The 10,399-nt window shown below is 61.8% G+C and carries 10 protein-coding genes and 1 pseudogene; 3 read left to right on the forward strand and 8 right to left on the reverse strand.

Annotated elements, in window-relative coordinates:
• Window positions 1-68 precede the first annotated feature (68 nt).
• From ACE4QZ_RS04280 to hemJ, 6 genes and pseudogenes are all read right to left on the reverse strand, one after another.
• A complete protein-coding gene (locus ACE4QZ_RS04280; protein ID WP_021782730.1) occupies window positions 69-1,109 on the reverse strand; it encodes a hypothetical protein in 1,041 nt (346 codons plus the stop codon).
• A gap of 10 nt (window positions 1,110-1,119) precedes the next feature.
• Window positions 1,120-1,767, reverse strand: coding sequence for a 2-polyprenyl-3-methyl-6-methoxy-1,4-benzoquinone monooxygenase (coq7, locus tag ACE4QZ_RS04285; RefSeq protein ID WP_021782731.1), 648 nt, complete (start codon window positions 1,765-1,767; stop codon window positions 1,120-1,122).
• Window positions 1,768-1,832: 65 nt separating this feature from the next.
• Window positions 1,833-2,171: a histidine triad nucleotide-binding protein gene (locus ACE4QZ_RS04290; protein ID WP_003255518.1), complete on the reverse strand. Its 339-nt coding sequence runs from the start codon at window positions 2,169-2,171 to the stop codon at window positions 1,833-1,835.
• Window positions 2,172-2,234: 63 nt separating this feature from the next.
• Window positions 2,235-3,017: an SDR family NAD(P)-dependent oxidoreductase gene (locus tag ACE4QZ_RS04295; RefSeq protein WP_021782732.1), complete on the reverse strand. Its 783-nt coding sequence runs from the start codon at window positions 3,015-3,017 to the stop codon at window positions 2,235-2,237.
• Between the two features lie 67 nt (window positions 3,018-3,084).
• Window positions 3,085-4,037 (reverse strand): annotated as a pseudogene (locus ACE4QZ_RS04300) (NAD(P)H-dependent flavin oxidoreductase).
• Between the two features lie 28 nt (window positions 4,038-4,065).
• Entirely contained in the window at window positions 4,066-4,491 is a 426-nt protein-coding gene (gene hemJ, locus ACE4QZ_RS04305; RefSeq protein ID WP_021782734.1) for a protoporphyrinogen oxidase HemJ, read from the reverse strand.
• Window positions 4,492-4,633: 142 nt separating this feature from the next.
• Here hemJ and argC point away from each other — a divergent pair, with 142 nt between their 5' ends.
• Window positions 4,634-5,668: an N-acetyl-gamma-glutamyl-phosphate reductase gene (argC, locus tag ACE4QZ_RS04310; RefSeq protein ID WP_021782735.1), complete on the forward strand. Its 1,035-nt coding sequence runs from the start codon at window positions 4,634-4,636 to the stop codon at window positions 5,666-5,668.
• 146 nt (window positions 5,669-5,814) lie between these two features.
• Window positions 5,815-6,165 carry an iron-sulfur cluster insertion protein ErpA gene (gene erpA / locus ACE4QZ_RS04315; RefSeq protein WP_003255511.1) on the forward strand — a complete coding sequence of 117 codons (351 nt, stop codon included), beginning with the start codon at window positions 5,815-5,817 and terminating at the stop codon, window positions 6,163-6,165.
• A 61-nt stretch (window positions 6,166-6,226) separates the two neighbouring features.
• On the opposite strand, the gene ACE4QZ_RS04320 is transcribed toward erpA, so the two are convergent.
• Together ACE4QZ_RS04320 and ACE4QZ_RS04325 are read right to left on the reverse strand one after the other, a co-directional pair.
• Window positions 6,227-7,318 carry an anhydro-N-acetylmuramic acid kinase gene (locus tag ACE4QZ_RS04320; protein ID WP_021782736.1) on the reverse strand — a complete coding sequence of 364 codons (1,092 nt, stop codon included), beginning with the start codon at window positions 7,316-7,318 and terminating at the stop codon, window positions 6,227-6,229.
• Window positions 7,319-7,321: 3 nt separating this feature from the next.
• Window positions 7,322-8,731, reverse strand: a complete 1,410-nt coding sequence (locus ACE4QZ_RS04325; RefSeq protein WP_021782737.1) for a peptidoglycan DD-metalloendopeptidase family protein — start codon at window positions 8,729-8,731, stop codon at window positions 7,322-7,324.
• 213 nt (window positions 8,732-8,944) lie between these two features.
• Here ACE4QZ_RS04325 and tyrS point away from each other — a divergent pair, with 213 nt between their 5' ends.
• Window positions 8,945-10,144 (forward strand): tyrosine--tRNA ligase, encoded by a 1,200-nt coding sequence (gene tyrS / locus ACE4QZ_RS04330; protein ID WP_021782738.1) that lies wholly within the window; start codon window positions 8,945-8,947, stop codon window positions 10,142-10,144.
• Window positions 10,145-10,399 lie beyond the last annotated feature (255 nt).

Here is a 10,399-nt window from a genome sequence, read left to right on the forward strand (position 1 = left end):
TTCCGGCGCCGCTTTGCAGCCCCTGAGGGAGCGGGTGAAGCCGCTCCCACATACTGCCCGGCCGACCTTCAGTTGCGCAGCGCCGGAAGGGCCATTCGCAACCATTGCGGAAGATTGCTTCTTAGCGCCTGGCTCAACCGCTCCCGGCGCTTTTGGTAAACCAGGCCAAGCCAGATAACCCCCAGCCCGATCATGGTCAGCACTACCGGGAACAGCAACGACTGGGCAAATACCTCGTACGACAGATATCCCAGATATGCCGCCACCCCCAGTGCACCAAACACCATGAAAACCGGCCGGCGCAGCAGTACCGCCATGCCCATCAGCGCAATGTTGATCAGGCAGTACAGGGCCTTGCCCAACTCACTGCCGCTGTCCAGCAGCGTCAACCCGCCCCAGAATGCTGCCAGCCCGGCGAGGTAACCCCAACGGGCGTAGTCCTCACGCGTGCGGCCGTCTATCACGAGGAAAACCACCAGCAAGCCCAGCCCAAACCACAGGGATACCTGGCGACGCTGCTCCCAACTGAACGGGGAGCCGAAGAACCACTCGCTAAGGTCCATCGACATGAACCACAAGGCCACGGCGATTGGCATGACAACGAACGGGTAGGGGATCAGCCGAAGCATTATCAGCCCGGCAAGCACCGTGGCTGCTTCCATCGCCAGCCAGCCACCCTGCACGTAGGTGTAGTACTGGTGGTAGTCGGCCTGCGCATCGTCCAGTGGCCACCAACCGACCATGCGTTCGATAGCGAATACCGCCAGCGGCACGATGCTGACTGCTACTGCTGCCAGCACGCCAGCGGCGACGGGCTGGGCGCGGCGTTGCAGATTGAGGGCGAACAAGGTGATCAGCAGGATATAGAGGCTGGCGATGATCAACAGCGCGCTGTCACCGATGCTCATCCAGGCCTCGGTGAGCAACCAGCCCATTGCCGCCATGATCAGCATGGCGCCAAAGTAGAAGGCAACATGGGCCAGCTGAAAGCTGCCACGTGGTGCGGGCTGCTGGCGCAGGAATGCCAACAGGCTTTGGTCCTGGCCTGGTTGGAGAATGCCTGCTTGCACGGCGCGCGCCAGGTCCTTGGCGTCGAATCGATCCGTCATGGTGATGCCTTCAGATGCGGTATGTGCTTTTGGTCATGACCTTGGCCAGCAAGCTCATGCCAAAGCGGACGGGGGCCGGGAAGCGATAACCACCGGCCTCCAGTGCGGACTCGGCGTGCTGCTCTTCGTCGATGCGCATTTGCTCGAGAATGGCCCGGGATTTTTCATCTTCGTGCGGGAGCTGCTCCAGGTGCTCGTCGAGGTGCTTGCACACCTGATGTTCGGTAGCGGCGACGAAGCCCAGGCTGACCTTGTCGCTGACCAGCCCGGCCAGTGCGCCGATGCCAAACGACATGCCGTAGAACAGCGGGTTGAGCACGCTCGGGTGGCTGTTCAGCTGGCGAATGCGCTGTTCGCACCAGGCCAGGTGGTCGATTTCTTCCTCAGCGGCATGCTCCATGGCCTTGCGCACTTCCGGCAACTTGGCGGTCAGGGCCTGGCCTTGGTACAACGCCTGGGCGCAGACTTCACCGGTATGGTTGATGCGCATCAGCCCGGCAATATGACGGGCCTGTTGCTCGTCCAGGTCAGCGTCTGGCTGGACGATGGCCGGCGATGGCCGGGCGGGTTGGCCGCTGAATGGCAGCAAGGTGCGCATGGCAGTATCGGCCTGCAGCAACAAGCGGTCGAGCGGCGAGTAGTGACGTTCGGTAGCCATCGGGCACCTCCGCAAGAATGTGCCCGACAGTTTACCGCAATAGCGGCGGGGTCGCTTGCCGTGGGTCAGCCCGGTGGCCAGTTCATCTGGCGCTGGCCAAGCACGTGCATATGGATGTGGTAGACGGTCTGGCCGCCTTTGGGGTTGCAGTTCATGACCACGCGGAAACCTTCCTCGCAGCCTTGTTCGACAGCCAGGCGCTGGGCGGTGAACAGGATGTGGCCAGCCAGGGCCTTGTCTTCTTCGGTCAGGTCATTGAGGGTGCGAATGTGCTTTTTCGGGATGACCAGAAAATGTACCGGTGCCGCGGGTGCAATGTCCTTGAAGGCCAGGATCTGGTCGTCTTCATAGATGATATCTGCCGGGATTTCCCGGTTGATGATTTTGAGGAATAGATCGTCCACAGCACTTGCTCCATGGTGAGGGTCGGGCCGAGTTTACTCAGCCGGGCGCCGCTCGCCCAGTGGCTATTCCATGCCTAAGGGGCAATAGCGGCGGTGGATGGCCCCGGCCAGCTTGCGCACCAGCCAGCGCGGCAGCAGCCGCGGGGCGAACGCCAGCCAGCGGTTGCGCCGACCGGGCATGATCAGCGCGCGGTTCTTGTCCAGTGCCCGCACGGTGTACAGCGCCACTTCCTCTGGGCTGAGACAGCGCGGCTTGCCATCGAGCCGCGCAATGCGCCTGCGTGCGGAGCGTACTGGGCCAGGGCACAGTACCGAGACCTTGATGCCGGTGCGTTTCAGTTCTTCGCGCAGGGCCTGGGAAAAGCTCAAAACGTAGGCCTTGCTGGCGGCATAGGCGGCCATCCATGGGCCAGGCGCCACCCCGGCCAGGCCGGCGACGTTGAGAATCTGCCCGCCACCCTGCACAGCCATCAGGTTACCGATGGCGTGGCACAGGCGGCTCAGGGCCAGCACGTTGACCTCCAGCAGGTCTTGTTCGTCGGCCCATTCATGGGCCAGGAACGGCCCATAGGTGCGCAAGCCCGCGCAGTTGACCAGCAAATCGATACGCCGCTCACCTTCTTCCAGCTCTAGCACGAAGCCTGAAAGGCGCAACGGCTGACTGAGGTCGCAGGCGCGGAACAGCACCTCGACACCAAAACGCTGGGTCAGCTCCATGGCGACAGGCTCCAGCGTTTCTCGTTGGCGTGCCACCAGGATCAGATTGCGCCCGCGCCGTGCCAGCGCTTCCGCCAAGGCCAGGCCCAGGCCGCTGGAAGCACCAGTGATCATGGCGTAACGGGTCATGCAAGGCTCCTGGGGGCGGAAGAGGGCGCCTAGTGTACAACTTGCCCGTGCAAGGTGTTGCCTTTTGCTACAAGGTGCTGGCGCGCAAAACCTGGCAGCGTTCCAGGGCTTGTCGGTACTCGCCATGCAGGCGCTCGATCAATGCGCTGGCGCTGGGCAGGTCATGGATGGCTCCGACGCCCTGGCCCGCTGACCATACGGTCTTCCAGGCCTTGGCTTCGTCATCGATTGGCTTGAGCTTGCCTTGCACCTGCCCCCCCTTGAGGGCGTTCATGTCGTAGCCGGCCTGCTCCAGGCTCTGGCGCAGGAAGCTGGCTGGGATGCCGGACACCACTGGGGTGTGGATGATGTCGGCGGCATGGGCATCCAGCAGCATCTGTTTGTAGGCGCCCTGAGCCTGGCTTTCTGTGGTAGCGATGAAGCGCGTGCCCATGTACGCCAAGTCCGCCCCCAGCAGTTGTGCGGCCAGGATTTCGTGGCCGTGGTTGATGCAGCCAGCAACAGGGTCTTGTCGAAGAACTGGCGAATTTCTGCGGCCAGGGCGAACGGGCTCCAGGTGCCGGCATGGCCGCCTGCGCCTGCGGCGACAGCGATAAGGCCATCGACACCGGCTTCGGCTGCTTTCTCGGCATGCCGGCGGGTGGTGACATCGTGGAGGACCAGGCCGCCGTAACCGTGCACGGCATCGACCACTTCCTTTACCGCCCCGAGGCTGGTGATGACGATCGGGACACGGTGTTCGACGCACAATGCCAAGTCGGCCTGCAGGCGCGGGTTGGTCGGGTGGACGATCAGGTTGACGGCATAGGGCGCTGGCGCCTGCAGGTCAGCCAGGCCAGCCTCGATCTCTTCCAACCAGGCCTTGAAGCCAGCGCTGTCGCGTTGGTTCAGGGCCGGGAAACTGCCAACCACGCCGCTGGCGCAGCAGGCCAGCACCAGTTGGGGGTTGGAGATGAGGAACATCGGCGCGGCAACCACGGGCAGCCGCAGGCGTTGCTCGAGCGAGGCAGGTAGCGACATGGCAAGGCTCCTTGAGCGGGTGGCTATGTCAGAACGGTTTCACCACCACCAGAATGACGATACCCAGCAGGATCAGCACGGGCACTTCGTTGAACCAGCGATAGTAGACGTGGCTGCGGGTGTTGGTGCCATTGGCGAAGCGTTTGCGCTGGGCGCCGCACACGTGATGGTAGCCGGTCAGCAGGATGACCAGGGTGAGCTTGGCATGCAGCCACCCCTGGCTCAGCCAGCCGGGATTGAGGTACAGCATCCAGGCGCCAAAGACGTAGGTGGCGATCATCGCCGGGTTCATGATTCCGCGATATAGCTTGCGCTCCATGGTCACGAAGCGTTCCTGGCTGATGCTGTCCTGGCTCTGGGCGTGGTAGACGAACAGCCTGGGCAGGTAGAACAGGCCGGCGAACCAGCAGACCACGCTGACGATATGCAGCGCTTTGATCCATAGGTAAAGCATGGAGGGAGTTCCTTCAGGTAATCACGGTCGTCAGATAGTAGTGGTCAAGCGCCCGAAGGGTCACCCGAAGAGTTGTTACAGGCGCCCCACGCCCCTATTATCGTGCGCTTTCCAGACGGCTCGTTGATAAGGGGCAAGCGTTATGATCAAGGTCGGTATCGTCGGCGGCACGGGTTACACCGGCGTCGAACTGTTGCGTCTGCTGGCACAGCATCCACAGGCCGAAGTGGCGGTCATCACTTCGCGCTCCGAGGCGGGCGTGGCGGTGGCGGACATGTACCCGAACCTGCGCGGCCATTATGACGGGTTGGCGTTCAGCGTGCCGGACAGCAAGGCTCTGGCCGCCTGCGATGTGGTGTTCTTCGCCACGCCGCATGGTGTTGCCCACGCCCTGGCTGGTGAGCTGTTGGCGGCCGGCACCAAGGTGATCGACCTGTCGGCCGACTTCCGCCTGCAGGATGCCGCCGAGTGGGGCAAGTGGTACGGTCAGCCGCATGGCGCGCCAGAGCTGCTCAAGGACGCTGTGTATGGCCTGCCTGAAGTCAACCGCGAGAAGATCCGCCAGGCACGCCTGATCGCTGTGCCGGGTTGCTATCCGACCGCCACCCAGCTGGGCTTCCTGCCGCTGCTGGAAGCAGGGCTGGCTGACCCATCGCGCCTGATCGCCGACTGCAAGTCGGGCGTCAGCGGTGCAGGCCGCGGTGCGGCTGTGGGCTCGCTGTTCTGCGAAGCCGGCGAAAGCATGAAAGCATACGCGGTAAAGGGTCATCGCCACCTGCCGGAGATCAGCCAGGGCTTGCGCCTGGCCGCGGGCAAGGACATCGGGCTGACTTTCGTGCCGCATCTGACGCCAATGATCCGCGGCATCCATGCCACCCTGTACGCGAATGTGGTCGATACCTCGGTCGACCTGCAGGCCCTGTACGAGAAGCGCTACGCCGACGAACCGTTCGTCGACGTGATGCCAGCTGGCAGCCACCCGGAAACCCGCAGCGTGCGCGGCGCCAACGTTTGTCGCATTGCGGTTCATCGCCCGCAGGGTGGTGACCTGGTGGTGGTGCTGTCGGTGATCGACAACCTGGTCAAGGGCGCCTCCGGCCAGGCGGTACAGAACCTCAACATTCTGTTCGGCCTGGATGAGCGCATGGGCCTGTCCCATGCCGGCTTGCTGCCGTAAGCAGCCAGCGTTCGAAAAGGCCCGCGTCGTGCGGGCCTTTTTGTATGTCGCGACTAAAGCCGCACAATTCTTGACCGATTTTCTCGGGAAAGCGGATAATGCGCGTCATCGAGTTTTATGGCGGCTACCGCGCCGGGAGAATCAACATGAGTGTCGAAACCTTCACCCCTACCGGCCTGGAGTTCACCCATGGGGCAGCCCAGAAGGTGAAAAACCTGGTCAATGAGGAAGGCAATGAACGTCTGAAACTGCGGGTGTTCGTGACCGGTGGTGGTTGCTCGGGCTTCCAGTATGGCTTTACGTTTGATGAGGATGTGGCCGAAGATGACACCATCGTCGAGCGCGAGGGCGTTTCCCTGGTGGTCGACCCGATGAGCTTCCAGTACCTGGCCGGCGCCGAAGTGGACTACCAGGAAGGCCTGGAAGGTTCGCGTTTCGTGATCAAGAATCCGAATGCCGCCACCACCTGCGGTTGCGGCTCGTCGTTCTCGATCTAAGGCTTCGCCAGAAAGCAAAACGCCGCGCAATTGCGCGGCGTTTTGATTTCTGGCGAAGCAGTCATGCCGGGTAGATCGCGCCCAGTATGCGCAACCCTTTGGCGGCAGTAACGGTGGGGCGGTTGGCAGCGATGCCTTCCAGACAGCAATGGGCCAACCAGGCAAAGGCCATGGCCTCGACCCAGTCCGGGTCCACGCCATGGGCACCAGTGCTGGCGACATGGGCGTCGGGTAGCAACTGACCGAGGCGGGCCATCAGCGCTCCGTTACGTGCGCCGCCACCACATACAAGAAGCGCCTCGGTGCCTTGCTGGGCGTTGCTCAACGAGTCGATGATGCTTCGAGCGGTCAGCTCCAACAGTGTCGCCTGTACGTCTTCGTCGCGGTAAACGGGTAGGCGGGCCAGGTGGGCATCCAGCCAGGGCAGGTTGAATACCTCGCGGCCGGTGCTCTTCGGGCCGCTGCCGGCGAAGAACGGGTCGCGGAGCAATGCACTGAGCAGGCCCGCTTGAACCACCCCCGAAGCCGCCCAGGCACCATCCTTATCGTAGGCCAGGCCAAGTTTGCGCTCGATCCAGGCATCCAGCAGCACGTTACCAGGACCGCAGTCGAAGCCGTGCACCGGTTTATCCTGTTCGATCAGGCTCAGGTTGCTGAAGCCGCCCACGTTCAGTATTGCCAGTCGCTGGCCAAGGTGGTTGAACAGGGTTTCGTGGAAGGCGGGCACCAGCGGCGCACCTTGGCCACCGGCTGCCACATCGCGGCGGCGGAAGTCGGCGACCACGCTGATGCCGGTAAGCTCGGCGAGCAACGCCGGGTTGCCGATCTGCACAGTAAAACCACGTGCCGGTTCATGGCGGATGGTCTGACCGTGGCTGCCAATGGCGCGGATGGCTTCCGCCTTCAGGCCTAGGCGAGCCAGCAACTGGTGGATACCTTCGCCTGCCAGGCTGGCCCAGCGGTTTTCCGCCAATGCCGCACGTGCGATCTCGTCAGGGCCGCTGCTGCACAGGGCAAGCAGCTCCTGACGCAAGTCGTCGGGCATTGGCAGGTAATGGGTGGCGAGCAGCTCAGGCTGCTCGCCTTGTTCGATCAGGGCAATGTCCAGGCCATCGAGGCTGGTGCCTGACATCACCCCCAGATAGAGCGCCATGGCTTAGCGCTTGTTCGCTGCGAGCATGGTTGCCTTTTCCTGGTCCATACGGGCAATCAGTGGTTGGCTCTGCTGCAGGAAGCGCTGGCGCTCGTTTCTGGCGATCGGGTCGGCCATCGGCACTTTCTGGCTCAGCGGGTCGACGTGCACACCGTTGACCTGAAACTCGTAGTGCAGGTGCGGTCCGGTGGACAGGCCAGTGGTGCCGATATAGCCAATGATCTGGCCCTGCTTGACCGTGCTGCCAGTCTTGATGCCCTTGGCGAAGCCCTGCATGTGGCCGTACAGCGTCTTGTAACGGTTACCGTGCTGGATAATCACGGTATTACCGTAGCCACCTCGGCGACCGGCCAGCTCGATACGGCCGTCACCAGCTGCCTTGATCGGCGTGCCGCGGGGAGCTGCGTAGTCGACACCCTTGTGGGCGCGGATCTTGTTCAGGATCGGGTGTTTGCGGCCGGCGGAAAAGCGTGAGCTGATGCGGGCGAAGTCGACCGGGGTGCGGATGAAGGCCTTGCGCAGGCTGTTGCCGTCGGCGGTGTAGTAGCTCGTGTTGCCCTGCTTGTTGGTATAGCGCACGGCGGTGTAGGTCTTGCCGCGGTTGGTGAAGCGGGCGGACAGGATATTGCCGGTGCCGACGACCTTGCCGTCCATCACCTTCTGCTCATAGACCACGTCGAATTCGTCGCCCGGGCGAATGTCCTGAGCGAAGTCGATGTCGTAACCCAGCACGCGGGCCAGGCTCATGGTCGTGCTGTGGGACAGGCCGGCGCGCTGGGCTGATGCCGACAGCGAACTCTTGATCACTCCGTGGGCATAGGCGGTACGCACCACCGGCTTGATGATGTCCCGATTGAAGGTGTAGCCCTTGGCGGTCTTGGTCAGGTGAATGGTTTCGAGGCTGCTGACCTTGCTGCTCAGGCTGGCCAGTTGGCCATCCTTGTCGAGCTCGAACTGCAGCACTTGGCCGTGCTTGAGCTGGCTGAACTGCTTGGCCTGCTTGTTACTTGCCAGCACGTCATGCACTGCATTGGCCGGCAGGCCAACCTTGGCGAACAGGGTTGACAGTGTATCGCCACGGGCCACGGTGATCTCGCGGTGGCCTGGTGCTTTGGCAGGTTCGGCGGCCGGGGCTTTCTGTTCGGCCTTCTGAGTCTCGGGGGCAGCGTCTTCGATCTGGGCGAAAGGCGATGTTTGCCCGTCTTCTGCCTGCACCAGCGGCGCAGCACGTGACTCGCCTTTAAGCTGCTCGGCAGGGCTCTCCAGCTCGAGGTTGAGGGTGGTTTTCTTGGCTTCCACTTCGCTGGATGGAAACACTAGCAGAGCCAAGCTGAGCAGGGCGGCAATGCCGCTGGCGGCCAACAGATGGCTTTTCGGATAAAGCGGGGGCGCTTTAGGCGGTTCGTTGGTCATAGGCAAGGTGACTTTGAAAAAAGTGAAATGGAAAAGATGAATGACATGATGAAGATGAAATAACTGTATAAAATATAACCAAATCCATTTTCACGCAAGGGCGCGTAGACGCCGCAAGCCTGTGCCCGGGTCACATTCCTTTGCGAAACTTGTATTTGACGGCCGATCTTGTATGGTTGGCTCCCCCTGAATCTGAGCCTTGCGGGTTTGTCTATGAAGTCGGTTGAAGAGCAGCTGGCGCTTATAAAGCGCGGTGCGGAAGAAGTACTGGTCGAGTCGGAACTGGTGGAGAAGCTCAAGCGCGGCCAGCCTCTGCGCATCAAGGCTGGCTTCGACCCTACTGCACCTGACTTGCACCTTGGTCACACGGTACTGATCAACAAGCTGCGTCAGTTCCAGGAGCTGGGCCATCAGGTCATCTTCCTGATCGGTGACTTCACCGGCATGATCGGCGACCCCAGTGGCAAAAGTGCCACCCGCCCGCCGCTGACGCGTGAGCAGGTGCTGGATAACGCCGAGACTTACAAGCAGCAGGTGTTCAAGATTCTCGATCCGGCCAAGACCGAAGTCGCGTTCAACTCCACCTGGATGGACAAGCTGACCCCCGCTGACTTCATTCGCCTGGCGTCGCAGTACACTGTGGCGCGCATGCTGGAGCGTGATGACTTCGACAAGCGTTATACCACCAACCAGCCGATTGCCATCCACGAGTTCCTATACCCGTTGGTACAAGGCTATGACTCGGTGGCACTGAAGGCGGATGTGGAGCTGGGTGGTACCGACCAGAAGTTCAACCTGCTGATGGGGCGCGAGCTGCAGCGCGCCTATGGTCAGGAAGCGCAGAACATCGTGACCATGCCGCTGCTCGAGGGGCTCGACGGCGTGAAGAAGATGTCCAAGTCGCTGGGTAACTATGTCGGCATCCAGGAGGCGCCGGGGGTTATGTACAGCAAGCTGGTGTCTATCCCGGATACCCTGATGTGGCGTTACTTCGAGTTGCTGAGCTTCCGTTCGATGGAAGAAATCGAGCAGTTCCGTACCGACGTTGCCAACGGTGCCAATCCGCGTGACATCAAGATCAAGTTGGCAGAAGAAATCGTTGCGCGCTTCCATGGTGAAGAGGCGGCTGCCAATGCTCATCGTGCTGCGGGTAACCGTATGAAGGAAGGTGAGCTGCCGGAGGACTTGCCGGAGATCGAAGTGGCTGCGACAGAGGGGCTGCCGATCGCTGCCGTGCTGAACCGGGCCGGGTTGGTGAAGAACTCGGCACAGGCTCGTGATTTGCTTAGTGGCGGCGCGGTGAAGGTTGATGGTGCCGTGGTCGACAAGGACTTCATGTTTGTCCTTGGTGCTACTCATGTATGCCAGGCGGGTAAGAAGTCGTTTGGCCGGGTTACCCTCAAGGCTGAGTGATTGGCTGGTGGTGTAGCTATATAGAAGCGGGGAGGCCGGTAGGTCTCCCCGTTTTGTTTTTGGGGTTTGGTTGTTGCTGTTGTAGGGGGAGAGGGCTGTTTTGAGAGGGCGTTGGCTATGAGATGTGTCCGCCACCACCTTTGCAGTGCCTGTGAGATCGAGCGCCGCCCGCGCGGCGCATCGCGAGCTGCGCTCGCTCCTACGTTTGTTTCGGGCCAGTCACGCCTGCGATAGGCGCGCGCGACCGTTTTGTTT

The organism is Pseudomonas sp. DCA-1 (genome assembly GCF_046523955.1).
Classification (GTDB): Bacteria; Pseudomonadota; Gammaproteobacteria; order Pseudomonadales; family Pseudomonadaceae; genus Aquipseudomonas; species Aquipseudomonas putida_Y.

Excerpts from the sequence above, each read along its gene's own strand:
- ACE4QZ_RS04280 (WP_021782730.1), bottom strand. The coding sequence starts at position 1,109 with ATGACGGATCGATTCGACGCCAAGGACCTGGCGCGCGCCGTGCAAGCA.
- coq7 (WP_021782731.1), bottom strand. The coding sequence starts at position 1,767 with ATGGCTACCGAACGTCACTACTCGCCGCTCGACCGCTTGTTGCTGCAG.
- ACE4QZ_RS04295 (WP_021782732.1), bottom strand. The coding sequence starts at position 3,017 with ATGACCCGTTACGCCATGATCACTGGTGCTTCCAGCGGCCTGGGCCTG.
- hemJ (WP_021782734.1), bottom strand. The coding sequence starts at position 4,491 with ATGCTTTACCTATGGATCAAAGCGCTGCATATCGTCAGCGTGGTCTGC.
- argC (WP_021782735.1), top strand. The coding sequence starts at position 4,634 with ATGATCAAGGTCGGTATCGTCGGCGGCACGGGTTACACCGGCGTCGAA.
- erpA (WP_003255511.1), top strand. The coding sequence starts at position 5,815 with ATGAGTGTCGAAACCTTCACCCCTACCGGCCTGGAGTTCACCCATGGG.
- ACE4QZ_RS04320 (WP_021782736.1), bottom strand. The coding sequence starts at position 7,318 with ATGGCGCTCTATCTGGGGGTGATGTCAGGCACCAGCCTCGATGGCCTG.
- ACE4QZ_RS04325 (WP_021782737.1), bottom strand. The coding sequence starts at position 8,731 with ATGACCAACGAACCGCCTAAAGCGCCCCCGCTTTATCCGAAAAGCCAT.
- tyrS (WP_021782738.1), top strand. The coding sequence starts at position 8,945 with ATGAAGTCGGTTGAAGAGCAGCTGGCGCTTATAAAGCGCGGTGCGGAA.